At 61.3% G+C, this 24,439-nt stretch carries 24 protein-coding genes; 11 read left to right on the top strand and 13 right to left on the bottom strand.

The genetic code is table 11. From position 1 onward, the window contains the following. Window positions 1–74 precede the first annotated feature (74 nt). Entirely contained in the window at window positions 75–1,124 is a 1,050-nt protein-coding gene (locus FFR93_RS24185; protein ID WP_138395055.1) for a GGDEF domain-containing protein, read from the bottom strand. Window positions 1,125–1,269: 145 nt separating this feature from the next. After that, window positions 1,270–1,779 carry a DinB family protein gene (locus FFR93_RS24190; protein WP_064706819.1) on the bottom strand — a complete coding sequence of 170 codons (510 nt, stop codon included), beginning with the start codon at window positions 1,777–1,779 and terminating at the stop codon, window positions 1,270–1,272. Window positions 1,780–1,917: 138 nt separating this feature from the next. Between FFR93_RS24190 and FFR93_RS24195 the strand changes: the two genes are divergently transcribed. Further along, a complete protein-coding gene (locus tag FFR93_RS24195) occupies window positions 1,918–2,607 on the top strand; it encodes a glutathione S-transferase family protein (protein WP_138395056.1) in 690 nt (229 codons plus the stop codon). Window positions 2,608–2,688: 81 nt separating this feature from the next. Further along, the gene (gene ndk / locus FFR93_RS24200; protein ID WP_011424805.1) at window positions 2,689–3,111 is read left to right on the top strand and encodes a nucleoside-diphosphate kinase; all 423 of its coding nucleotides are present in this window, start codon (window positions 2,689–2,691) and stop codon (window positions 3,109–3,111) included. An 86-nt stretch (window positions 3,112–3,197) separates the two neighbouring features. Here ndk and FFR93_RS24205 read toward each other — a convergent pair whose 3' ends face one another. Together FFR93_RS24205 and FFR93_RS24210 are read right to left on the bottom strand one after the other, a co-directional pair. After that, window positions 3,198–3,701, bottom strand: coding sequence for a hypothetical protein (locus tag FFR93_RS24205; RefSeq protein ID WP_064706821.1), 504 nt, complete (start codon window positions 3,699–3,701; stop codon window positions 3,198–3,200). Beyond that, on the bottom strand, window positions 3,698–4,243 hold the full coding sequence (locus tag FFR93_RS24210; protein ID WP_138395168.1) for a CGNR zinc finger domain-containing protein: 546 nt from the start codon (window positions 4,241–4,243) through the stop codon (window positions 3,698–3,700). The genes FFR93_RS24205 and FFR93_RS24210 overlap by 4 nt, the downstream gene beginning before the upstream one ends. Before the next feature lie 64 nt (window positions 4,244–4,307). On the opposite strand from FFR93_RS24210, the gene FFR93_RS24215 reads away from it, so the two are divergent. Continuing rightward, entirely contained in the window at window positions 4,308–5,204 is an 897-nt protein-coding gene (locus tag FFR93_RS24215; protein ID WP_138395057.1) for a branched-chain amino acid ABC transporter permease, read from the top strand. On the opposite strand, the gene FFR93_RS24220 is transcribed toward FFR93_RS24215, so the two are convergent. The 5 genes from FFR93_RS24220 to FFR93_RS24245 all read right to left on the bottom strand — a co-directional run bounded on the left by FFR93_RS24220 (window position 5,205) and on the right by FFR93_RS24245 (window position 9,696). Then, a complete protein-coding gene (locus tag FFR93_RS24220) occupies window positions 5,205–5,663 on the bottom strand; it encodes a molybdenum cofactor biosynthesis protein MoaE (RefSeq protein ID WP_064706824.1) in 459 nt (152 codons plus the stop codon). Between the two features lie 225 nt (window positions 5,664–5,888). After that, window positions 5,889–6,143 carry a molybdopterin converting factor subunit 1 gene (gene moaD / locus FFR93_RS24230; RefSeq protein WP_064706826.1) on the bottom strand — a complete coding sequence of 85 codons (255 nt, stop codon included), beginning with the start codon at window positions 6,141–6,143 and terminating at the stop codon, window positions 5,889–5,891. Continuing rightward, entirely contained in the window at window positions 6,140–6,730 is a 591-nt protein-coding gene (gene pgsA / locus FFR93_RS24235) for a CDP-diacylglycerol--glycerol-3-phosphate 3-phosphatidyltransferase (RefSeq protein WP_011424811.1), read from the bottom strand. Before pgsA ends, moaD begins: the two co-directional genes overlap by 4 nt. A 162-nt stretch (window positions 6,731–6,892) precedes the next feature. Continuing rightward, entirely contained in the window at window positions 6,893–8,932 is a 2,040-nt protein-coding gene (uvrC, locus tag FFR93_RS24240; RefSeq protein ID WP_138395058.1) for an excinuclease ABC subunit UvrC, read from the bottom strand. Next, the gene (locus FFR93_RS24245) at window positions 8,929–9,696 is read right to left on the bottom strand and encodes an SDR family oxidoreductase (protein ID WP_138395059.1); all 768 of its coding nucleotides are present in this window, start codon (window positions 9,694–9,696) and stop codon (window positions 8,929–8,931) included. The genes uvrC and FFR93_RS24245 overlap by 4 nt, the downstream gene beginning before the upstream one ends. 363 nt (window positions 9,697–10,059) lie before the next feature. Here FFR93_RS24245 and FFR93_RS24250 point away from each other — a divergent pair, with 363 nt between their 5' ends. Then, on the top strand, window positions 10,060–10,695 hold the full coding sequence (locus FFR93_RS24250) for an outer membrane protein (protein ID WP_064706829.1): 636 nt from the start codon (window positions 10,060–10,062) through the stop codon (window positions 10,693–10,695). Between the two features lie 95 nt (window positions 10,696–10,790). On the opposite strand, the gene FFR93_RS24255 is transcribed toward FFR93_RS24250, so the two are convergent. Together FFR93_RS24255 and FFR93_RS24260 are read right to left on the bottom strand one after the other, a co-directional pair. Further along, window positions 10,791–11,387: a glutathione S-transferase gene (locus FFR93_RS24255; protein WP_064706830.1), complete on the bottom strand. Its 597-nt coding sequence runs from the start codon at window positions 11,385–11,387 to the stop codon at window positions 10,791–10,793. 60 nt (window positions 11,388–11,447) lie between these two features. After that, on the bottom strand, window positions 11,448–12,317 hold the full coding sequence (locus FFR93_RS24260) for a 23S rRNA (adenine(2030)-N(6))-methyltransferase RlmJ (RefSeq protein WP_064711161.1): 870 nt from the start codon (window positions 12,315–12,317) through the stop codon (window positions 11,448–11,450). A gap of 81 nt (window positions 12,318–12,398) precedes the next feature. Between FFR93_RS24260 and FFR93_RS24265 the strand changes: the two genes are divergently transcribed. The 3 genes from FFR93_RS24265 (at window position 12,399) to FFR93_RS24275 (ending at window position 16,441) form a co-directional block, all read left to right on the top strand. Next, the gene (locus FFR93_RS24265) at window positions 12,399–14,537 is read left to right on the top strand and encodes a molybdopterin oxidoreductase family protein (protein WP_245296714.1); all 2,139 of its coding nucleotides are present in this window, start codon (window positions 12,399–12,401) and stop codon (window positions 14,535–14,537) included. Further along, window positions 14,534–15,124, top strand: a complete 591-nt coding sequence (locus FFR93_RS24270; RefSeq protein WP_064711163.1) for an NUDIX domain-containing protein — start codon at window positions 14,534–14,536, stop codon at window positions 15,122–15,124. The genes FFR93_RS24265 and FFR93_RS24270 overlap by 4 nt, the downstream gene beginning before the upstream one ends. A gap of 147 nt (window positions 15,125–15,271) precedes the next feature. Next, window positions 15,272–16,441, top strand: coding sequence for an alpha-D-ribose 1-methylphosphonate 5-triphosphate diphosphatase (locus FFR93_RS24275; protein ID WP_138395060.1), 1,170 nt, complete (start codon window positions 15,272–15,274; stop codon window positions 16,439–16,441). Between the two features lie 257 nt (window positions 16,442–16,698). Here the strand turns inward: FFR93_RS24275 and purN are convergent, their stop codons facing one another. Next, a complete protein-coding gene (gene purN, locus FFR93_RS24280) occupies window positions 16,699–17,370 on the bottom strand; it encodes a phosphoribosylglycinamide formyltransferase (protein ID WP_064706835.1) in 672 nt (223 codons plus the stop codon). After that, a complete protein-coding gene (gene purM, locus FFR93_RS24285; RefSeq protein WP_138395061.1) occupies window positions 17,367–18,440 on the bottom strand; it encodes a phosphoribosylformylglycinamidine cyclo-ligase in 1,074 nt (357 codons plus the stop codon). Before purM ends, purN begins: the two co-directional genes overlap by 4 nt. Before the next feature lie 244 nt (window positions 18,441–18,684). On the opposite strand from purM, the gene FFR93_RS24290 reads away from it, so the two are divergent. From FFR93_RS24290 to ppx, 4 genes are all read left to right on the top strand, one after another. Continuing rightward, entirely contained in the window at window positions 18,685–19,809 is a 1,125-nt protein-coding gene (locus FFR93_RS24290) for an AI-2E family transporter (protein ID WP_138395062.1), read from the top strand. After that, the gene (gene hdaA, locus FFR93_RS24295; protein WP_138395063.1) at window positions 19,802–20,515 is read left to right on the top strand and encodes a DnaA regulatory inactivator HdaA; all 714 of its coding nucleotides are present in this window, start codon (window positions 19,802–19,804) and stop codon (window positions 20,513–20,515) included. Before FFR93_RS24290 ends, hdaA begins: the two co-directional genes overlap by 8 nt. Window positions 20,516–20,579: 64 nt before the next feature. Continuing rightward, a complete protein-coding gene (locus FFR93_RS24300) occupies window positions 20,580–22,784 on the top strand; it encodes an RNA degradosome polyphosphate kinase (RefSeq protein WP_138395064.1) in 2,205 nt (734 codons plus the stop codon). A gap of 12 nt (window positions 22,785–22,796) precedes the next feature. Beyond that, window positions 22,797–24,317 carry an exopolyphosphatase gene (gene ppx / locus FFR93_RS24305; protein ID WP_064706840.1) on the top strand — a complete coding sequence of 507 codons (1,521 nt, stop codon included), beginning with the start codon at window positions 22,797–22,799 and terminating at the stop codon, window positions 24,315–24,317. Window positions 24,318–24,439: the final 122 nt, after the last annotated feature.

A 24,439-nucleotide genomic window follows, 5' to 3' on the forward strand; every position in this document is an offset into this window, starting at 1 on the left:
AGACCGCTAATCCCCCGGCGAGCTCACTCGTCCCCCGGCGAGCTTGCTCGTCCGTGCTGAGAGCATCATACGCCTCAGCGGCCGAAAGCCTGCACCGGCAGGCGGCGGTTCGATTGCGCGGCGAGCAGCGCCACGCGGGCGTTGGCCTGGAGCTGTCCCGGTGTTGTCGCATCGGCACTGAGCGCCAGGCCGACCGAGATGGTCAGCCTGCCGCTGTCACCTTTGTCGGAGGTGGCGAAAACGAGATTTTCCTCGACGGAGGCGCGCAGGCGCTCGGCGATAGCAATCGCATCCTGCATGCCGACATTGGCAAACAGCAAGGCGAATTCGTCGGCCTCGGTGCGGGCGACGAAGTCGTTCTTCTTGACCGATTTTCGAAAAAGGGCTGCAAGCTTCTTCAAGAGCTTGTTGCCTGCCTGAGTGCCGTATCGGTCGTTGAGCTCGGTGAAATCGTCGATATCGACCATGATCAGCGCGCTGCCGGCGGCACCCTCTTCACGTTCGTAGAGCTCGGTGATCTGCCGGTTCAGCGCGACGCGGTTCGCGAGGCCGGTGATCCTGTCGGCGATGGTGGCCGATTGCATTGCCGAAATGCCGCGCTCCAACGTTTCCAGCTTGTTGATGTCGTCCAGTAGTCTGGCGCCGATTTCCATCTCCGCCGACATCACCGTCGCGAGCGAGGCGGAGAGGTAATCGACCTCGCCGATGAAGGCGGCAAGGCTCTGGTCCTCATGCCCGGCGACAGATCTCAGGATCGTGCCGCAGGCGCGGGCAAAGGCGTCTCTGTGCCTCAATCCTTCGGCAAGCCTCTCCGCCACCTCGCGTAGCGTCCGGCTGGCCTCGTTGCGCGACGTCTCGCCCACCAACCCGCAATGGCCGACGAGGCGGTATTTCAGCCCGAGTTCGTCGAGCATCGCCTGTTCCGGCTGCGATCCGAGAGCGGCGATGTCTTGCGCAAGACCAGGATTGTGCCCAATGATGGCCTCATGAAAGAGTTCGTAGTTACGCGGCAGCGAGGTAACGTTGAGGCGCGCCATGTGCTGGGCAATCTTCTCGATATCCGTCAGGGGGCCGGCGCGCCCAGCCTCGCGCGACACCAGTCCGTTTGCGCTTGCAGTCAGCATGACGATCCCTCGCGGTCCGGCTTTTTCCCTTCATTCCGCTATGCCTGCAAGGCTTTAAGAGAGGCTGAATTTTTAGGCGGGAAGCGCCGGGTTTGCCTTGGAACTGGCAAAGGCGGTTAATGCGGTCTTGATCAGAAAGGCTGTCTCACATCCACTCGCGACCCTCGCTGCGCAGAAAATAGATAAGGTCCAGCCCGAGGCTTGGTTTGCCAAGCGCCGTCAGCGTCATATGGCACTGGCCGCGGTGATGAGTCTGGTGATTGAAGAGGTGCGCGAGCGCGCTCGACAGCGGCTGAGTGACCCGGATCGGCTGCGTCACCGGGACATAGGTGAAGTCGCCGGCAAGGCTCGCCTCATCGAGCGTCCCCGTCCAGGCAATGATGCGCTCGTCCTCTGTCTTGCGTGCGGCGGCAAGCGCATCCAGCTCTTCGAATAGTATGGCATCGAGGGCCGCCGGCGCTTCGCCGCTACCGGTAAAGCGCTTCATCCATATCCGGTCGGCGACGAGCAGGTGATTGAGCGTGCCATGCAGCGAGCCGAAGAAGGCGCCGCGGTCGCTGCGAAATTCCGCCGCCCCGAGTTCGGCCGCAGCCGTATAGACCAAGCTATTGGCCCAGCGATTATAGGCCGCGAACATCCTGAAATGTCTAAGCATATGGTCCCCCTGCCGTTGCTGGAGTAGTCTAGCCGGTTTCCCGAGAAATCCGAGTGATGGCGCCATGAAATTTCCTGATTTGATCGTGCGCGCTTTGTGTCGTCGAATGCAGGCAGATCGGACCTCGAAAGGATTGTCATGACCAGAGCCCTCTATTCCCTCTGCGGCGCCGACGAACGTCGCTTCTTTTCGCCCCATTGCTGGAAGGCGGTGATGGCGCTCGCGCACAAGGGACTCGATTTCGAGGAGATCCCGACGACCTACGCCCGCATCCGCGACATCGGCGGCGGCGTGTCGTCGACCCTGCCGGTGCTCGACGACAATGGCCGGCTGATCTCGGATAGTTTCGCCATCGCCCTCTATCTGGAGGAGGCTTATCCCGAGCGTCCGTCGCTGTTCGGCGGCGAGGGCGGCAAGGCGCTGTCGCGCATGGTGGAAGGCTATTCGCAGATGATCATCCATCCGGCGATCATGCGCATTGCCCTTCTCGACATCCACGCCATCCTGGACGAAGGCGACAAGGCCTATTTCCGTCAAAGTCGCGAGCTCAGGCTCGGCAAGCCGCTGGAAGTCTTCGCCGCAGACAGCGAAGCGGAGAGGGCCGCTTTTGCCACCAAGCTGGAGCCGCTCCGCCATATGCTGAAGTTCCAGCCGTTCATCGGCGGCCAGACGCCGCTTTTTGGCGACTATATCGTCTTCGGCGCGCTGCAATGGCTGCGCGTATCCGCAGGGCTGGCGATGCTGGCCGCCGCCGATCCCGTCATCGCCTGGTTCGAACGCTGCCTCGATCTCCATGAAAGCCGCGGCAGGACTGTGACAGCGGCGTGAAATTGCCGCCGGCCTCTTGTTTTCGGGCGTTGGGGCGGGTAAAGACCGCCCACTTTTCCCGAGAAAACAGAGGATTTGACTATGGCGATTGAACGCACCTTCTCGATGATCAAGCCTGACGCAACCAAGCGCAACCTGACGGGCGCCATCACCAAGATGCTCGAAGATGCCGGCCTGCGCGTCGTCGCCTCCAAGCGCGTCTGGATGAGCCGCCGCGAAGCCGAGGGCTTCTACGCCGTACACAAGGATCGCCCCTTCTTCGGCGAACTCGTCGAAGGCATGACCTCCGGCCCGACCGTCGTGCAGGTTCTGGAAGGCGAGGGCGCGATCCTCAAGAACCGCGAAATCATGGGCGCGACCAACCCGGCAAACGCTGCCGAAGGCACGATCCGCAAGGTCCATGCCCTATCGATCGGCGAAAACTCCGTTCACGGCTCCGACGCTCCGGAGACGGCTGCCCAGGAAATCAAGTACTGGTTCTCCGACACCGAAATCGTCGGCTGAGGCCATGCTTCGGCATTTGCTTGCAATGCCTTGAATTGACTCTCGAAAGCCGGGGCCTCGCTCCGGCTTTTTTGTGCCGGAATTTTTCACGAAGGGCATTTGTCGGTATTCGAAAAATCGACACTGCCGTCAGGCTTGAAGACCTCCGGGTTCTTTTCATAAAGCGCGCCAATGACGAGCGGCTTGCTCGGCAGCACCGTCTGGTCGAGGTCCGAGCGGAACTCAGTCTTCAATTGCTGCAGCACATTGCCGTCCTTATCGACCAGCCGGACATTCACCGAATAGGCGCGGTCCTTGCGCACGCAGTGCAGGTTTTCGCTCTGCAGCGCGATCTTGTCGTCGATCGGATAGATCTTCTGGTTCAGCACCAGCGGGGCGCCGCCCGCGGGATTTTCGAATTCGGCGATGATCACCGAACCGTCGGGGATAGGACCTGTCTTCTTCAGGGTCAGCAGATAGGTGGCGCTTGCCACCCGGTAGTTGAAGACGAAGAGGTGGCCTGTGACCTCGACCAGGTTTTCGGCCTGGCGCTGGCAGGCGGCAAGCAGAAGACCTGTTGCAGCCGCCGCTGCGATTAGATGTTTCCTCATGGCATCTCTTCCTTCTTGCGGTGATAGTGCCGCTTCGCCTTGGCGCGGTTGCCGCAGACCGCCATGTCGCACCAGGCACGGCTCCTGTTCTTGCTGCGATCGATGAACAACCAGCCGCAATTGCCGCAGATCTTCATGCGCTCCGGATCAGGCATGGCGATCAGCCGGAGCACCGAATGGGCGGTCGCCGCCGCCAAGCTTGCGGGGCTTGCCTGGCGCAAGGTCTTCGCCAGCGCCTCCAGCAGTCCGGCCAGCAAGTGGTCGTCGCCGCCATCCAGTATACGCTTGCGGAAATAGCGGTCGATCGCTTCTCGAAGCGCGATGAAGTCGACTTCGTCTTGCGCCGCGACCGGCGCGACCTCGCCGAACAGGGCCCGTTCGGCGCAGAATTCCGCGGCGGCGCGCGGAAAGCTCCGCATCTGTTCGCTCACCGCGAAGCGGTCGATCCGTCGCGCCGCATCGTGGCGCAGTACGACGCTGTTGGCGACATCGAGGGCCAGCGCGCCGCCGGCGAAACGGTGAGAGGTCCAGGAAAAGCTCATAATGAAATTATAACTGGCGAAACGGGCTTTACCAGTTATAATTTGCAAACGCGGAGTCTCCGAAATGGCCTATCTTCTGCAGCAGCTGGCGAATGCGGTTCCGCTTGCCGCTCTCTATGCCGCGCTCGCCTTCGGTTATGCCGTCGCCTTCGGCGTGACCAGGCGGGCCGACATCACCTATGGAGCGATCTTTGCCTTCTCGGGCCAGATCCTGCTGCTTTTTAGCGAAATCGCCTATGTCAGGTTCTGGCTGGTGCTGCCGGCCGCACTTGCCATCGGAGCCTGCGCCGCGATTGTCTATTCGCTGGCCGCGAGCATTTGGATCGGCCGCTCGATCATGCTGCCGCTCGCTAGCAAATCGCCGAATATGGTCATCGTTGCCGCGCTTGGCATCATGATCGTGCTGATGGAAACCGCCCGCCTTGCCGCCGATACCCGCGCGATTTGGCTGCCGCCCTTCCTGAACGAAGTTGTTGTCTTCTGGAGTGATGGTTCGTTTAAAGTGACGCTCACCTATATCCAGGTGATCGACACGGCGCTGATGTGCGCCATCGTCGCGATCGGTACGCTGATCCTCAGGCGCACCGCCTGGGGCCGCCACTGGCGCGCCGTCACCGACGATCCGCTGGCCGCCGAACTCTGCGGCACCAGCGCCAGGCTTGTCTTTCTTGTTGCCTATGCGGCAGCAGCCCTCGTCGCCACGCTCTGTGGCATTCTCGCCACCTTCTATTACGGCTCGATGGATTTCGGCGCGGGCCTGATGTTCGGGCTCAAGGTACTGCTGATCGCAGCCGTGGGCGGCTATTCCGATCCGCTGCGTTCGGCAGGCGGTGCTGCCGGGCTTGCAGTCGTCGAAACCATGTGGGGCGCCTATGGCGCCTTTGTCTGGCGGGACTTGGTGATCTTCTCGCTGCTGGTCCTGCTCTTGGTCATGAGCCGCCGGGAGCGAGTGGTTCTCTGATCATTTCCACTTGTCGCGCGCCGCATCGTCGGCGTCTTTTGCCGCAACCCAGTCGCCTTCGGCGCCATCGTTGCCGTGCTCCTTCTTCCAGAATGGAGCTGCGGTCTTCAGGAAATCCATGACGAAATTGGCGCCGTCGAAGGCCGCCTGCCGATGCGGGGCGGCTGCGACGACGAGCACGATATTCTCGCCGGGAACGATCTTGCCGTAGCGATGGATGGCGGTCAGCCCTAGCAGCCCGAAACGGCTGATGGCGAGTTCGCCGATGCGGGTCATCTCGGCTTCGGCCATGCCGGGATAATGTTCGAGTTCGAGGGCCGCCAGGGTGCCGCCTTCGTCGCGGCAAAGGCCGGAGAAGGTAACGACCGCGCCGACACCGGGTTTGTGCTTGGAGAGGAGATCGACCTCGGTTTGCAGGTCAAAGTCTTCGTGCTGGACCCGGATGGTGGGTGTGTTCACAGCGAAATCCTTCGCTTTGATGCGCTGCCAAATCCGCAAGCTCCCTCATTCCTGTGCTTGTCACAGGAATCCAGTGCGCCCAAGTCCTTGGGCGCGGGAGACATTGCTAGCAGCCGGAAGAAGTCATTCACCGCGCGGACGCGCGATGGCTGGATTCCTGTGACAAGCACAGGAATAAGGGAGAGAGAAGCAGATGCAATGCTGCTCATTATCAGCCTCCCGCAATCACCCTCCCGTCATCGGCGGAAATATTCCGATCTCGCGTGCGGCGCCGATCGGCTCGTCATGCTCGACATGTTCCATGTCGAGCGCCACGCGGATGACGTCGGGATATTGAAGTGCGGCTTCATATTCCTCGCCCAGCGTCTTCAAATGATTCAGGAGATCGGCGACGGTGACGACGGAGGAGGGGAGGTCGATCTCCTCCTCACCCTTGCCGATGCGCTCGCGCACCCAGGCGAAATAGACAAGCCGCGTCATTCCTCGTCATCCACGATATGTTTCAGCCCGGCACGGAAATAGTCGTAGCCGGTATAGATGGTCAGCAGCGCCGCGATCCACAAGAGCGCGATGCCGGTTTGAGTCGTATAGGGGAAAATCTCGTCGCCGGCCGGGCCGGCGAGCAGGAAGGCGATGGCAACGAGCTGCAGCGTCGTCTTCCACTTGGCGATGCGTGTCACGGGCACGCTGACCTTCAGCGCCGCCAGATATTCTCTCAGGCCGGAAACCAGGATCTCACGGCAGAGAATGATGATTGCCGCCCAGATCGACCAGCCGGCGATGGTCTGATCGGCCGCCACCAGGAGAAGGATCGAGGCGACCAGCAGCTTGTCGGCGATCGGATCGAGCATACGGCCGATATTCGACGTCTGGTTCCAGATGCGCGCGAGATAACCGTCGAGAAAATCGGTGATCGAGGCGATGATGAAGATCCACAGCGCCACCCAGCGCGCCGTATTGCTGATCGACAGTCTGCCCTCGACGAAGAAGCAGAGAACGATCAGCGGCACGGCGAGGATGCGGCCGTAAGTCAAAAGGTTGGGAAGGCTGTACGCACGCGATGCCATGGATCGTTTCTCTGAATTGATGCGCCGCCACAGCGCCGCGCCTCTTTACGAAATCGATTCCGATTTTCGGGCCGATGCGGTAGATGACGGCTTTGGCCATGGACCGTCAACATTCTTTCTGTCTTTTCACTGCCTTTGCGTGGAATTTGCGACGGACGCCGGTTATTTCGCGGCGTCGTCGTGGAAATGGTTGTAGACCTGCTTTGCCACTGCTTCCGAAATACCTTCCACCGCCATCAGGTCGGACAGAGCCGCCCGGGAAACCGCCTTCGCCGTTCCGAAATGCTGCAGCAGCGCGCGCTTGCGCGACGGGCCGATGCCGCCGATCTCGTCGAGCGGGTTCTTGACCATTTCCTTCTTGCGCCGCACCCGGTGCGAGCCGATCGCGAACCGGTGCGCCTCGTCGCGCAGGCGTTGGATGAAGTAGAGCACCGGATCGCGCGGCGGCAGTGTGAAACTCTCGCGTCCCGGCGCAAAGAAGCGCTCGCGTCCGGCGTCGCGGTCGACACCCTTGGCGACGCCGATTGCCATCACGCTGTCGGTGATGCCGAGCTCGGCCAGGATGCCACGCACTGCCGTCATCTGCCCCTGGCCGCCGTCGATAAGGATCACGTCGGGCCACGCGGGGAAAGGCATGTCGGCGGCGTCGGCAGCAGGTGTTTGCACCGTCCGGTCAGGGATGCCTTCTTCCTTGATCAGCCGCGAGAAGCGCCGCGTCATCACCTCGCGCATCATGCCGAAATCGTCGCCGGGAGTGATGTCGGTCGATTTGATGTTGAACTTGCGGTACTGGTTCTTCACGAAGCCTTCAGGCCCCGCCACCACCATGCCGCCGACGGCATTGGTGCCCATGATGTGCGAGTTGTCGTAGATCTCGATGCGCTGCGGCGCATAGGCGAGCCCAAAGGTTTCCTTAAAGCCTTCGAGCAGCCGCGACTGCGACGCCGTCTCGGCAAGCTTTCGCCCATGCGCTTCGCGCGCATTGCCGACCACATGCTCGACGAGATCGCGCTTCTCGCCGCGCTGCGGCACAAGGATGGAAACCTTGTGGCCGGCCTTTTCGCTGAGGGCCGCGGCGAGAAGTTCCAGTTCCTCGACCGTTTCCGAGAGCATGATCTGCTTCGGCACCGGTTTGTCGTCATAGAACTGCGCGAGAAAGGCATTCAGCACTTCGGCGCTTGAAAGCTGCGGATCGGCTTTCGGAAAATAGGCGCGATTGCCCCAGTTCTGGCCAGTGCGGAAGAAAAACACCTGGATGCAGGAAACGCCGCCTTCGTAGTGGATGGCGAAAACGTCAGCCTCCTCGACGCCGGCCGGGTTGATACCCTGGTGGCTTTGAACGTGGGAAAGTGCCGCCAGGCGGTCGCGATAGATCGCCGCCCGCTCGAAATCCAGGTCCTCGGCCGCCCGGTTCATGGCCTCAGCCATGTGCGACTTCACCTTCTGGCTCTTGCCGGACAGGAAGTCTTTCGCCTCCTGCACGAGCTCGGCGTACCCCTCGTCGCTGACCTCATGCGTGCAGGGTCCGGAACAGCGCTTGATCTGATAGAGCAGGCAGGGCCGCGTGCGCGTTTCGAAGACGCTGTCGGTGCAGGTGCGGATCAGGAAGGCGCGCTGCAGCGAATTGATCGTGCGTCCGACTGCGCCGGCCGAAGCGAAAGGCCCGAAATAGTCGCCCTTCCGCGCCCTGGCGCCGCGATGCTTGAAAATCGCAGGCGCTCGGTGGTTCCCTGTGATGAGGATATAGGGAAAGGACTTGTCGTCGCGCAGCAGCACGTTGAAGCGCGGCCGCAAGCGCTTGATCAGATTCGCTTCGAGCAGCAGCGCTTCCGTTTCCGTGCGCGTCGTCACGAATTCCATATTCGCCGTCTGGCGCACCATCTGGGCGATGCGGTTGGAATGCACACGGCCGACGGCGTAATTGCCGACACGCTTCTTCAGGCTGCGCGCCTTGCCGACGTAGAGCACATCGCCCTCGGCATTGAACATGCGGTAGACGCCGGGGCTGTTCGGCAGCCTTTTGACGAATTCGCCGATCAGTTCCGCGCCAACGAGCCCGGTTTCGTTCAGGCTGCCGGCGTTCCAGTCGACCGTTGCCGCAAGAGGGGCGGCGGAAAGGTCGCCTTCCACCTCGATATCGTCTTCGCTCTCATCCGTATCGTCGTAGAGAACGCCGCCGTCCGGCAGCTTTCGTCCGTTCATTCCTTAATCTCCGCCACATCAGGCGTCTGCCACGCAAGGTGCTGGCCGCCGTCGAGGGCAATCATCTGGCCGGTGATCGAGGGCGTGTCGAAGAGGAAGCGAATCGTTTGTCCGAATTCCTCCAGTGCCGGCCCTCGCTGCAAGATAAGGGCTGAGACCTGCGCTTGGAAGTCCTCCAACGTTTGCCGCTCGCTCGGCATCGAGGGGCCGGGGCCGATCGCGTTGACGCGGATGCGCGGCGCCAATGCCTGGGCAAGCGTTTGCGTTGCCGTCCATAGCGCCGACTTGGAGAGCGTATAGGAATAAAAGCTGGGCCTCAGCGCCCAGACCCGCTGATCGATGATGTTGACGATCAGCCCCACTGCCTCAGCGGGCACCTGCTGAGCAAAGGCGGCCGCAAGGATCGACGGCGCGCGCGCGTGGAGGTCGAAGTGCAGCGCCCATGTGGCGGCGTTGAAACTGCGCGCGGAATCATGCTGGAAGACTGACGCATTATTGACGAGCAGATCGACAGGCCCCAGCGCTTCCGACGCCTTCGCGACCAGTTCGCCCGTTTGGCCGAGATCGGTAAGGTCGGCCTTGAGCGCGATCGCCTTCTGTCCTTTTCGCCGCAGTTCCGCCGCCAGTTCCTCGGCCTCGCCGATCGAACCGTTGGCGTGAATTGCGACCGAAAAGCCATTTGCAGCAAGGTCTTCGGCGATTGCCCGGCCTATTCTCTTGGCAGCCCCTGTTATAAGGGCCGCGCGAAGTCTTTTGTCGTTCAAAATCGTGCCTTCTGGTCCCGCGAGTCTGTTGGCAGACTATATAGGGGCGGGCGGAGATTATATAAATAGGCCGTGTCGCTTGCCTCCGCGATCAGGATATTATATGTATTATTTAATAATGCGATTTCCTAAAATAAGTAATTCAAGTTTAACTTCCGAGTAAGGTTAATGAAGTGTATGTTGCTCGCAAGCAACATCGAATTTCCGCCATGTGGCAGCCACAATGATATCACAATTTGGCTCTTTCAAATCCGCAATTCAGTTCCAATTTCAGTCTCGATCCGGAAGGGACATCTGGCAATTTCCCGCCAATGCTTCGCTGAGAGACAGATGAAAGCGGCGCGGGACTGAAAGGAGAAAAGTATGCGTGTACTCATTGCTGGCCTCATGGCCTCCGCTTTTGCGATTGCGGGCGTTTCGGTAGCTCAGGCGGCCGATGCTGTCGATCAGGTTCCGGAAGCACCGATTGCTCAGGACGCTCCGGTCAAGCCGGCCGGCAACTGGGAGGGCTTCTACCTCGGCGGCGCCGGCACCTACAACATGGGCGACTTCGGTTCCGATCGCCACACCTACGGTTTCGGCGGCCAGGTCTTCACCGGTTACAACTGGCAGGCAGGCCAGATCGTTTACGGCGTTGAATCCGATCTCGGCTACAGCGGCGACGACGTTTCGTCGGGCGGCGTCGAGAACAAATATGGCTGGAACGGCTCCGTCCGTGGCCGCGTCGGCTACGACATGAACCCCTTCCTGCTCTACGGCACGGCCGGTCTTGCCATCGGCAATATCAAGGTTTCCGACGGTACCTCGGATGAAAGCAAGACGAACTACGGCTATACCGTCGGTGCCGGTGTCGAAGCCTTCGTGACCAACAACATCACGACGCGCTTGGAATATCGCTACACCGACTACCAGAGCAAGGACTACGACCTCGACTCCGGCAGCTTCTCGCGCGGTTACGACGAGAACAGCGTCAAGCTCGGTATCGGCGTCAAGTTCTAAGACGATTGAACATTCCAATATGCAGAAGCCGGGCTTATCGCCCGGCTTTTTGCTGTTTGCTCGTTGTTAACAGACGCTTTGTCGCGATTTCCGCATCAGGCGCTGGCTTTGAGCTCACGATGAGCCGGGAATTTCTTTTCGAACTGACCCAGCCAGTCGATCAGCGGCGCATGATCGGCTTCCCACTGGTCCTTGAAGCGCAGGTCGAGGTAGTCGAGTGTAGCTGCGAGTGCGAAATGTCCGCCATTCAGCCTCTTGCCGAGCTTAGGCGGCTTGGCGCCGAGATGGGAAAGTCCCGCCGTCACCTTCTTCCATTGCCGGTCGATCCAGGGCTGATGGACCTTTTCCTCGTCGCGGAAGCGCCGTTCGTAGACGATCGTGAGCAGGCAGTCGCAAATGCCGTCGCAGAGCGCCTCGAGCACTTCCGCATCCGTGCGTTTGCCGTTTTTGGAAGGGTAGAGGCCGCCCTTAGTCAGCCGATCGAAATAATGCATGATCGCCACGCTGTCGAAGATCGAGACGCCGTCATCCGTCAGCAGCGTCGGGATCTTGCCGAGCGGATTGCTGTCCACCAGGATCGCCGGCGCGGTATTGGTGTCGACCCGGACGGCGTTCAACTCGATGCCCAGAAAATGCGCGGCCATCCGCACCTTGCTGGAATAAGGCGAGGCGGGTGAGCAGAGGAGCTTCATGGGACACCTGATGAGACTGTGGGGCTGCGGCACGGACTATCCCGGATGCGGATTGCCCGGTCAATCGTCCTTGACCGTCTTGTTCTCGCCGCGCAGCCAGAAGGCGCGGTGCGAGGCGAAACGGTCCTGCGCCAAAAGATCCTTCAATGCGGGCAGCAATTGGTGCAGCTCATCCTTCAGGGTGAAGGGCGGGTTGACGATGACGAGGCCGGAGCCGGTCAGTCCGGTAATGCCGCGGTCGCTGCGAACGGTGAGTTCGGCGCAGAGCATTTTGGGAATATTGAGCGCCTGCAGCGTTTCATGAAATTCCTTGATCGGCGCGCCCTTCTTGAGCGGATACCACAGACAATAAGTGCCGCCGGGAAAGCGGCGATAGGCCTTTTCCAGCCCGGCGGCGAGACGCTGATATTCGCCCTCTTCCTCGAAAGGTGGGTCGACCAGAACGATGCCGCGCTTCTCCTTCGGCGGCAGATGTGCGCCGAGCGCCAGCCAGCCATCGAGTTCAGTGATGCGGGCGTGGTGATCGCCTTCGAACAGCCGGTGCAGGCGGGCATAATCCTCGGGATGCAGCTCCATCGCCGAAAGCCGATCCTGCGGCCGAAACAGCATGCGGGCAAGCTTCGGCGATCCGGGATAGAAGCGGATACCGCCCTCAGGATTGAGTTCGCGGATTGCCGAAAGGTAGGGCTCCAGTAGCTCGGAAACCTGGGGCCCCAGTTCCGCCTCCATCAATTTGCCGATGCCGTCTACCCATTCTCCGGTCTTTTGCGTCTCCTCCGAGGAGAGGTCGTAAAGGCCGATGCCGGCATGCGTATCGAGCACGCGGAAGGCGCCCTCCTTCTTCTGCATGTAACGGATCAGCCGGGCCAGCACGGAATGTTTCAGCACATCGGCAAAATTGCCCGCGTGGTAGATGTGGCGGTAGTTCATTTTCGCTGATGTCCGTATGAATTCACGTCATGGGCGTTTTTCTGGCTTTTGGCCATGCAGGCCTTGGCATATACAAATGCCATGAACATTGCGACCCCCATCGACGCCAAATCCCCGAAGCTGGACAGCAAGATCGGCCACACGGCCTGTCCGCACGACTGTCCCTCCACCTGCGCATTGGAGGTCGAGATATCCGAGGACGGCCGCATCGGTCGGGTGCGCGGCGCGGGCGACCATTCCTACACTTCGGGCGTCATCTGCGCAAAGGTCGCCCGTTATGCCGAACGGCTCTACCATCCCGACCGCCTGATGCATCCCCTACGCCGCGGCGGCCCCAAAGGGGCAGGGCAATGGCAGCAGATTTCCTGGGACGACGCGCTGGATGAGATTGCCGAAGCCTTCTTGAAGGCCGAGGCGAGGGACGGCAGCGAGGCGGTCTGGCCCTATTTCTATGCCGGCACGATGGGTTGGGTGCAGCGCGATTCGATCGATCGCCTGCGCCACGCCAAGCGCTATTCCGGTTTCTTCTCCTCAATCTGCACCAACCCGGCCTGGACCGGCTTCACCATGGCGACCGGGGCGCTGCGCGGCCCCGACCCGCGCGAGATGGGCCGCACCGATTGCGTCGTCATCTGGGGCACCAATGCGGTCTCGACCCAGGTCAATGTGATGACCCACGCCATCAAGGCGCGCAAGGAACGCGGCGCCAAGATCGTCGTCATCGACATATATGACAATCCGACGATGAAGCAGGCCGATATGGCGCTGATCGTCAAGCCGGGCACGGATGCCGCACTTGCCTGCGCCGCCATGCATGTCGCCTTCCGAGATGGCTATGCTGATCGTGATTATATGGCGAGATATGCCGATGATCCCGAAGGTCTCGAGGCGCATCTGAAGACCAAGACCCCGCAATGGGCGGCGGCCATCACCGGCCTTTCGGTCGAAGAGATCGAAGCCTTTGCCCGCCTGGTCGGCACGACGAAGAAGACCTTCTTCCGCCTCGGTTACGGCTTCACCCGCCAGCGCAACGGCGCTGTCGCCATGCATGCGGCCGCCTCCGTCGCTACCGTTCTCGGGTCCTGGCAGTATGAGGGCGGCGGTGCCTTTCATTCGAACAGCGATATCTTCCGCATGAACAATGCGGAGCTGACCGGCCGATCGATGAAGGATGTCGACATCCGCATGCTCGACCAGTCACAGATCGGCCGAGTGCTGACCGGCGATGCGGTGGCGCTGCGCCATCGCGGACCGGTGACGGCGATGCTGATCCAGAACACCAATCCCGCCAACATCGCTCCCGAGCAGCGCCTCGTCAGACGCGGCTTTGCCCGCAACGATCTCTTTGTCGCTGTCCACGAGCAGTTCATGACCGAAACGGCCGAGATTGCCGACATCGTGCTGCCTGCGACCATGTTCGTCGAGCACGACGATATTTATCGAGCCGGCGGCCAGAACCACATCCTGCTCGGGCCTAAACTGGTCGAGCCTCCGTCTGGCGTCCGCACCAACCTCTTCGTGATCGAGGAACTGGCAAAACGTTTGGGCGTCGCGGATCGCCCGGGTTTCGGCTTCACCGCCCGCGAAATGATCGACCGCATTCTTAAATCGAGCGACCTGCCGGACTACGACCACTTCCTCGAACACAAATGGTTCGATCGCCAGCCGGTTTTCGAGGAGGCCCATTATTTGAACGGCTTTGCCCATCCCGACGGTAAGTTCCACTTTCGCCCCGACTGGATCAATCAGCCGGCGCCGAACAAACCGCCGGCCGCGATCGGCGCGCTCGGGCCGCATGCCCAGCTGCCAGCGTTCCCCGATCAGGTCGACGTCATCGAGGTCGCCGATCCGGAGCATCCCTTCCGTCTCGCTACGTCACCGGCTCGCAACTTCCTGAATTCGAGCTTCTCCGAGACCAAGACCTCCCGTCAGAAGGAAGGCCGGCCCGAGGTAATGATCAATCCTGTTGATGCCGAAGCCAACGGCATCGTCCATGGCGATCTTGTCCGCATCGGCAACACTCGCGGCGATCTCCGCCTCCACGCCCGTATCACCACCGAGGTGAAACCGGGCGTGCTGATTGCCGAGGGGCTCTGGCCGAACAAGGCGCATGTAGACGGCGAGGGCATCAACGTCCTTACGGGCGCCGATCCGGTCGCGCCCTATGGCGGAGCGGCCGTGCACGACAACAAGGTCTGGCTTCGCAAGGACGCAGCATGATGCAGTCGAAATCACGGGTGGAAATAGTCGGCGAGGAAACGCTGTCGAACGGGTGGACGCGGTTGAGCAGCTATCTGCTCGACTATATCGACCGTAACGGCGCGACGCAGCGCTTGAAGCGGGAGGTCTATCACCGCACGCCGGCCGCCTGCATTCTGCTTTATGATCCGAAACGCGATCTCGTCGTCCTTGTCCGCCAGTTCCGTCTTGCCGTGCATATGAACGGCGATCCCGCCTGGGTCATCGAAGTGCCGGCCGGCCTTCTCGACAACGATCATCCCGAGACCGCGATCCGCCGCGAGGCGATGGAGGAGACCGGATATCGCCTGCGTGAGGCGCACTTTCTCTTCAAATGCTACATGTCGCCGGGCGCGATCACCGAAGTCGTCCACTTCTTCGCAGCCCTGATCGACACCACCGACCGCGTGACCGAAGGCGGCGGTCTGGATGAGGAGCATGAGGATATCGAGGTGCTGGAAATTCCGCTCGACGAAGCCGCGCGGATGATCGAGACCGGCGAGATTTTCGACGCTAAGACGATCATGCTTTTGCAATGGGCCGCGTTGAACAGGGATAGAATCAGGTAGCGGGTAGGGACGACTGCGAGGGAATTGTCGATTGCCCCACGACAGCTCCGGCATTGAGCTGCAGCGCTCGGAAATTCATACCTCTGTCACGAAGCGGTTCTATCCGCTGCGGTTTATCGATTATCGGATGCAGTCAGGAGAAAGCCCATGTGGCTCAGCAATTTCACCCTCGTGCTCCCGGACGAGGTGGTGAGCGAAGGGTCAGTCCGTGTCGAGGACGGCGCCATCGCCGAGATCAGGCCGGAGCCGGTCGCGCAGGCTGCGATCGATGGCGGCGGGCGGCTGCTGATGCCGGGCTTTGTCGACCTGCACGGCGATATGATCGAGCGCGAGATCGCGCCGCGGCCGAATGCGACGATGCCGATCGATTTCGGGATTCACGAACTCGACAAAAAACTTGCCGCCGCCGGGATCACTACGGCCTTTGCCGCCGTCTCTTTCGCGACCGAAAGCGTCTATGGTCACGTCCGCTCGCTGGAGACGACGTCGGCGGTGATCGAGGGCATCAACCGGCTGCGTGATGATCTTCTGGTCGACCACCGCGTCCATGCCCGTTACGAGATCACCAATGTCGGCGCCGCTCCCGCACTCGAGCGGTTGTTGAATGCCGATCAGATCGATATGGTGTCCCTGACCGACCACACGCCGGGCCAAGGTCAGTACAACAACCTGCAAAGCTACATCCTCAGCATTTCCGAGCGCCGCGCAATCTCCGAGGAAATTGCAGCGGAGATCGTCGCCAAGCGCATCGCCATGCGCAACAATCCCGAGGTCGAGGCGAAGCTGAGGGGGATCGTCGCGCTTTCGCTGAAACACAAGCTGTCGCTCGCCTCGCATGACGATGACAGCGTCGAAAAAGTCGCCGAAATGCATGATCTCGGCGTCACCATAAGCGAGTTTCCTGTCACCGCACCTGCGGCCGAAGAGGCGCGCCGGCGGGGCCTCTGGACGCTGATGGGCGCTCCGAACGCGCTGCGCGGCCAGTCGATGTCAGGCAATCTCAGCGCCCTCGATGCCGCAAGGGCCGGTCTCTTGGGCATCATCGCCGCCGATTATCATCCGGCGGCCTTCGTTCCCGGCATCTTCAAGCTCGCGGATATGGTCGAAGGCGGCCTGCCGGCCGCCGTCGCCATGGCGACCGGCAACGCAGCCCGCTCCGCCGGCCTCCTCGACCGCGGCGAGATCGCCATTGGCCAGCGCGCCGATCTGGTCGCTGTCGAGCGGGGTGAGATCAACCGCATCCGCGCCACCTTCCGCGCCGGACGCTTCGTCTACAGCGATGGCACGCTGCATCCGCTGCGGGCGCTGGCCGCTTGATGCATTACCCTAATTGTGTTTTCGCCCCTCACCCGAACCCTCTGCTCGTAAGACGGGGAGAGGGGACGTGCCATGCGAGGGGTTTGCAGGAGACCGAGAAGGTGCGGCATATCCCCTTTCGCCGTCAAAACGGGAGAAGGTGCCGGCAGGCGGATGAGGGGCAGCCCTCGAATCAGAGCCATTGAGACAAGCCAGAGCAGCATAAGGCGTTGTCAGATTTCGGTAGCTGTCCGAACTGCCCCACATGGAAATGCGCTTTATGCGCTGTCGCCAATCATAGAAATAAGCAGAGCCTTAGGCGCAGCGGTCAGACCCCCAGCACCCACAGCCTTGCCGCCTTCCATCGTCACGCGGCCTTCGGCAAAGAGCCGCAGTGCTTGCGGATAGATCTGGTGCTCGACGGTGAGCACGCGCGCGGCTAGGCTTTCGGCCGTGTCGCCGGAGAGAATGGGGACGGCGGCCTGGCCGATCACCGGTCCCTCATCCATGCCTTCGGTGACGAAATGCACGGTGCAGCCGGCAATCCGCATGCCGGCATCGATGGCGCGCTGGTGCGTGTGCAGGCCCGGGAACAACGGCAGCAGGGAAGGATGGATGTTGAGCATGCGGCCTTCATAACGCTGGATGAAGGTCGCGGTCAGCAGCCGCATATAGCCTGCCAGGCAAAGGATGTCGGGCGAAAGGCTGTCGAGCGCGGAAAAGATCGCCACCTCATGCGCTTCCTTGCTCGCATAGTCCTTGCGCGGGAAGGCGAAGGTGGCGATGCCTTCGGCCTCCGCCTTGGCAAGGCCCCCGGCCTCTGCCCTGTCTGATATCACGCCGACGATTTCGGCCGGATAGTCGGCGGCCTTGGCCGCCGCAACCAGCGCCATCATGTTGGAGCCGCCGCCTGATATGAAGACGACGACGCGTTTGCGCGGCGTGGTCATATGGCAAGCGTGCCCTTGTAGACCGTACCGGCAGCGCCTTCGTCACGGGCGATCATGCGGCCGAGCGTGACGACCGCTTCTCCTTCGGCTTCGAGCGCCTTCGATACCACGCCAACATTCTCTTCGGCGACGACGACGATCATACCGATGCCGCAGTTGAAGGTGCGCAGCATTTCCTTGGCTTCGACGCCGCCCGTTTTGGCAAGCCACGAGAAGACCGGCGGCACATTGATGGCGGCAAGATTGATCTCGGCCGCCAGATGCTTCGGCAGCACGCGCGGAATATTCTCCGGGAAGCCGCCGCCGGTGATGTGCGCCAGCGCCTTCAGCGCGCCGGTCTCGCGGATCGCCTTCAAGAGCGGCTTGACATAAATACGCGTCGGCTCGAGTAGGGCTTCGCCGAGCTTCTTGCCATCGGCGAATGGCGCCGGAGCATCCCAGCCGAGGCCGGACAGTTCGACAATCTTGCGCACCAGCGAAAAGCCGTTCGAATGGACGCCCGAGGAGGCGAGGCCGAGGATCACGTCACCCTCGGCGATATCGCCCGAGGGCAGCAGCTTGCCGCGCTCGGCGGCGCCGACGGCAAAGCCGGCGAGATCATAATCACCGGAGGAATACATGCCGGGCATCTCGGCCGTCTCGCCGCCGATCAGTGCACAGCCGGCGTCGCGGCAGCCCGCGGCAATGCCGCCGACGATCGCCGCACCCTGGTTGGGATCGAGCTTGCCGGTTGCGAAATAATCGAGGAAGAACAACGGCTCGGCGCCCTGCACGACGAGATCGTTGACACACATGGCGACGAGATCGATGCCGACGGTGTCGTGGTAATCGGCGTCGATGGCAATCTTCAACTTCGTGCCGACGCCGTCATTGGCGGCGACGAGGACAGGGTCGGTAAAGCCCGCGGCCTTGAGGTCGAAGAGCCCGCCGAAGCCGCCGATCTCGCCGTCGGCACCCGGGCGGCGGGTCGAGCGCACCGCCGGCTTGATCTTTTCGACGAGGAGGTTGCCGGCATCGATATCGACGCCCGCATCGCTGTAGGTCAGGCCGTTTTTCCCAGACTGGCTCATGCTGGTCTCCGATGGCTGTTCAGGCGGCCAACATGCCGCGTCATCTGCCGGTCGCAATTACATGACAGGGGCCTTTATGCAAGCGTCGCATGGGAAAAGCCCCCAATTTCCCGCGTCTTCAACCCGCCTTTCCGTGATTTGGCGCTATAGGGTTGACCATCTTCGCGCCTGCATCCTATGTGCTGAATGACCGCGTCGGATAGAACGCGGCGTTTAGCGGCGGCGAGCGATCAGCGGGGAAGCGATGCCACAGCATGTCAGCGGCAATAGTCTGAAGCGCCAGATCTTCTTCTGGCTGGCCGTGCTCGTCTTCTTCGTCGCCTTCCTTTATGTCTTCAGCTCGATCCTGCTGCCCTTCGTCGTCGGCATGGCGATCGCCTATTTCCTCGATCCGGTGGCGGACAGGTTGCAGCGGCTTGGCTTAAACCGCATGATGGCGACGATCGTGATCCTGATCGCCTTCGTTATCGTCTTCACCTTGGCGCTGATGATCCTCATCCCCGTGCTCGTCAGCCAGTTCAACGAATTCGCCGAGCGGCTGCCAGGTTACATCAGCCAGCTCCAGCAGTTCATTGATACCTCGAAGAATTCGCTGCTGCCGCAATGGATCAGGAGCCAGGCCGGCACGATCAAGGACAATTTCTCCGGCATCCTCTCCGAAGGCATGGGCTTCCTGACCGGGCTATTCGCGCAGATCTGGAATTCCGGCAAGGCAATCGTCGACGTCATATCGCTGCTCGTCGTCACCCCCGTCGTCGCCTTCTATATCCTGCTCGACTGGGACCGCATGGTCGCCAAGGTCGACCAATGGATCCCTCGCGATTACGTCAGTGATGTCCGCCAGATCGCCAGCGAGATCGACCAGGCGATCGCCGGCTTCATCCGCGGCCAGGGTTCGCTCTGCCTGATCCTCGGCATCTATTATGCCGCCGGCCTCTCTCTCGTCGGGCTGAACTTCGGCCTGCTGATCGGCCTCTTCGCCGGCATGATCAGTTTCATTCCCTATGTCGGCTCGCTGGTCGGTCTTGTTCTCTCCGTCGGCGTGGCGCTCGTTCAGTTTTGGCCGGATTATCCCTGGATCGGGCTGGTGCTCGTCGTCTTTTTCAGCGGCCAGTTCCTCGAAGGCAATATCCTGCAGCCGAAGCTCGTCGGCTCAAGTGTCGGTCTCCATCCGGTCTGGCTGATGTTTGCGCTCTTTGCCTTCGGTGCGCTCTTCGGTTTCGTCGGACTTCTGATCGCCGTGCCGGCCGCCGCGGCCGTTGGCGTTCTTGTTCGCTTCGCGCTTTCGCGCTACCTTCAGAGCGATCTTTATTTTGGCGGGTCATCAGACGGCCGCGCCCCGAAGACGAAATCAGTACCCAATGAATGACGTGAAAAACGCTGATCCGAAGCGCAAGGCCGGAGAGCAGCTGCCGCTGGTGTTTTCGCATGCTGCCGCAAGCGGGCGCGACGACCTCCTGATCTCGGAGCGTCTCGCCGCCGCTGTGGCAATCGTCGATGCGTGGCCGGCATGGCCGTCGCCGGTCGTGGTGCTTGCCGGCCCCGTCGGCTCGGGAAAATCGCACCTCGCCCGCATCTGGCGCGAGCTGAGCGGCGCCGTCAGCATCCATCCCGAGCGTGGCTCGGACGCCGCCGTGGCAGCGGCCGCCGGCCCGGTGCTGTTCGAGGATGCAGACCGCCTCGGTTTCGACGACAATGCGCTTTTCCACGTCATCAACAGTGTGCGCGAAAACGGCACCAGCCTATTGGTAACAAGTCGTCTCTGGCCGATATCCTGGCCGGTTTCGCTGCCCGATCTGCGTTCGCGCCTGAAGGCCGCAACCGTCGTCGAGATCGGCGAACCCGACGAGGCGTTGTTGTCGCAGGTGATCGTCAAGCTCTTCGCCGACCGGCAGCTTTATATAGATGACAAGGTCGTGCTCTATATCGTTAACCGGATGGAGCGGTCGCTCAACGCGGCCCAGACGATCGTCGAAAGGCTCGACCGGCTGGCCCTTTCGCGGGGCACCAGGATCACCCGGTCGCTTGCAGCCGAGGTATTGAATGAATTGGGAAATTCGGAACGGGCCGATTGACTGTCACAGTTCCGTCGTGAAACTGATATAATTGCCGTCGGCGATTGAAACGGGGTAGCGGACCATGGATAGTGCAGTCGCAGAACATCAGGAACTCACTCCGGAAACCAACGACAACGTCCCCCCTCTGGAAGAGTTGCTGACAAGCCCCGAGCGCTTCATCAACCGCGAATTCTCCTGGCTGCAGTTCAACCGCCGCGTCCTGGAAGAGACGCTGAATACAGAGCATCCGCTGCTCGAGCGCGTCCGCTTCCTGTCGATTTCGGCAGCCAACCTCGATGAGTTCTTCATGGTGCGCGTCGCCGGCCTTGAGGGGCAGGTGCGTCAGAACATCGCCATACGCAGCCCTGACGGCAAGACACCGGCCGAACAGCTCGACTCGATCCTGCAGGAGATCGACCATCTGCAGATGGAGCAGCAGGCCTCGCTCGCCGTGCTGCAGCAGTACCTCGCCAAGGAAGACATCCTGATCGTGCGCCCCGGCGCCTTGAGCGATGCAGACCGTCAATGGCTCGCCGCGGAATTCGAACAGGCGATCTTCCCGGTGTTGACGCCCCTGTCCATCGATCCGGCTCATCCGTTCCCCTTCATTCCCAATCTCGGTTTTTCGATCGGGCTGCAGCTCGTCAGCAAGAATGGCCGTGAGCCGATGACGGCGTTGCTGCGCCTGCCGCCGGCGCTCGACCGCTTCGTTCGCCTGCCGGATGATGCGAACACGATCCGCTACATCACGCTGGAAGACGTCGCCAACATCTTCATCCACCGTCTCTATCCGGGCTATGAAGTGCAGGGTTCCGGTACGTTCCGCGTCATCCGCGACAGTGATATCGAAGTCGAAGAAGAGGCCGAGGATCTCGTCCGCTTCTTCGAAACGGCGCTGAAACGCCGCCGCCGCGGCAAGGTCATCCGTATCGAGACCGATTCGGAAATGCCGCCATCGCTGCGCCAGTTCGTCGTTCAGGCCCTCAGCATTCCGGAAAATCGCGTCGCCGTTCTGCCGGGTCTCCTGGCGTTGAACACACTGTCCGAGATCACCAGGGCGCCGCGCGACGATCTCAGGTTTCAGCCCTACAATGCGCGATTTCCCGAGCGCGTCCGCGAACATGCCGGCGACTGCTTCGCCGCTATCCGCGAAAAGGACATGGTCGTCCATCACCCCTATGAATCCTTCGACGTGGTGGTCCAGTTCCTTCTCCAGGCTGCGCGCGATCCTGACGTCCTGGCGATAAAGCAGACGCTTTACCGCACCTCCAACGACAGCCCGATCGTCCGTGCGCTGGTCGATGCCGCTGAAGCCGGGAAATCAGTGACGGCGCTGGTCGAGCTCAAGGCTCGCTTTGACGAAGAGGCGAATATCCGCTGGGCGCGCGACCTCGAGCGCGCCGGCGTGCAGGTCGTCTTCGGCTTCATCGAGTTGAAGACCCACGCGAAGATGTCGATGGTCGTCCGTCGCGAGGAAGCCAAGCTCAGGACCTATTGCCACTTGGGAACGGGTAATTACCACCCGATCACCGCCAAGATTTACACCGATCTCTCTTATTTCACCTGTAATCCCGTTATCGCCCACGATATGGCGAACATCTTCAATTTCATCACCGGCTACGGCGAGCCGGAAGAAGGAATGCAGATCGCCGTCTCTCCCAATACCTTGCGCCCGCGCATCCTGCGTCACATCGAAGAAGAGATTCAACACGCCAGAAACGGCCGGCCGGCGGCGATCTGGATGAAAATGAACGCGCTGGTCGACCCCGACATCATCGATGCCCTCTATCGTGCCAGCCATGCCGGCGTCGAGATCGATCTCGTCGTGCGCGGCATCTGCTGCCTGCGTCCGCAGGTGCCCGGTCTTTCGGAGAAGATTCGCGTCAAGTCGATCGTTGGCCGCTTCCTCGAACATAGCCGCATCTTCTGCTTCGGCAACGGCCACGGGCTGCCGTCCGACAAGGCGCTGGTCTATATCGGCTCGGCCGACATGATGCCGAGAAACCTCGATCGCCGCGTCGAAACCATGGTCCCACTAACGAATCCGACAGTCCACGAGCAGGTCTTATCCCAGATTATGCTCGGCAACGTGATTGACAATCAGCAAAGCTACGAGATATTGCCCGACGGTACGTCCCGACGCATGGAAGTGCGCAGAGGCGAGGAACCTTTCAATGCGCAGCAGTATTTCATGACCAATCCGAGCCTGTCGGGTCGCGGTGAAGCGCTGAAATCAAGCGCGCCGAAGCTGATCGCCGGCCTGCTCGAAGGCCGCAACAACAAGTAAAACTGGACCTAAATGGTTGAATCTGAAGCCCAGGGGCGCCTTCCGGGGATCGCTCCGGTCTCCGTCGTCGATATTGGATCGAATTCTATCCGTCTTGTCGTCTACGAAGGCATGTCTCGCTCTCCGACCATCCTCTTCAACGAGAAGGTCCTCTGTGGCCTCGGCAAGGGCATAGCCGTCACCGGCAAGATGGATGAAGAGAGCGTCGGCCGGGCTCTGGCGGCGCTGCACCGTTTCAAGGCCCTGTCAGATCAAGCGCGCGCCGCTACCATGTATGTTCTGGCGACGGCGGCTGCGCGCGAGGCGAGCAACGGTCCTGATTTCATCCATCAGGCGGAAACGATCCTCGGCCGCAAGATCCGCGTGCTGTCGGGCGAGGAGGAGGCGAAATTCGCCTCACTCGGCATCATCAGCGGCTTCTACAATCCCGACGGCATCGCCGGCGATCTCGGCGGCGGCTCCCTGGAACTGATCGACATCAAGGGCAAGGAGATCGGCAAGGGCATCACCCTGCCGCTCGGCGGCCTGCGCCTGTCGGAATATGCCGGCGGCTCCCTTTCCAAAGCACGCGACTTCGCCCGCAAGCAGGTGAAGACGGCAAAGCTTTTGACGAAAGGCGAGGGGCGTACCTTTTATGCCGTTGGCGGCACTTGGCGAAACATAGCCAAGTTGCACATGGAGATCACCCATTATCCGCTGCACATGATGCAAGGCTACGAGGTATCGTTCGAGGAGATGATGCTGTTCCTCGATCAGGTGATGACCGCGCGCGACTCCAGGGAGCCGGCGCTCCAGGCCGTGTCGAAACATCGCCGCTCGCTGCTGCCCTTCGGCGCCATCGCCATGAAGGAAGTCTTGGGCACGATGAAGCCCTCGGTGATTTCCTTCTCGGCGCAGGGTGTGCGTGAGGGCTATCTCTATTCTCTGCTTTCCGAATCCGAGCGCCGCCTCGATCCGCTGCTTTCGGCCGCCGGCGAACTGGCGATCCTGCGTGCGCGTTCGCCCGAGCATGCCCGCGAGCTGGCGGAATGGACGGGCCGGATGATGCCCTTCTTCGACGTCCAGGAAACCGAAGAGGAAAGCCGCTATCGCCAGGCCGCCTGTCTGCTCGCCGATATCAGTTGGCGCGCCCATCCCGATTATCGTGGCCTGCAGGCGCTGAACGTCATCGCCCATTCCTCCTTTGTCGGCATCAGCCATCCCGGCCGCGCCTTTATCGCGCTCACCAATTATTACCGTTTCGAGGGCTTGCACGACGACGGCGCGACCGGTCCGCTGGCACAGATCGCCACGCCGCAGTTCATCGAGCGCGCCAAGCTGCTCGGCGGCATGCTGCGCGTCGTCTATCTCTTCTCGGCCTCCATGCCAGGTATCGTCAAGAACCTGACCTTCCGTAGATCGTCGAACCCGGACTTCGACCTCGAATTCGTCGTGCCGCCGGAATATCGCGATTTCGCCGGCGAGCGGCTGAACGGCCGCCTGCAGCAGTTGTCGAGACTGACGAACAAGCGGCTGGCTTTCCGGTTCGAGTAGACAGGCATTCTTTCGGCGGCTCTTCCGGCGGTGCGGTTCGTTCGCACTCCCTCATTCCTCTGACGAGCACAGGAATGAGGGAGGTTGAGGTAGTGCCTCGCGAAAAAAAAGGGCGGCGCTGA

Origin of the sequence: Rhizobium sp. MHM7A, assembly GCF_005862215.1 — a bacterium.
Lineage (GTDB): Bacteria > Pseudomonadota > Alphaproteobacteria > Rhizobiales > Rhizobiaceae > Rhizobium > Rhizobium bangladeshense.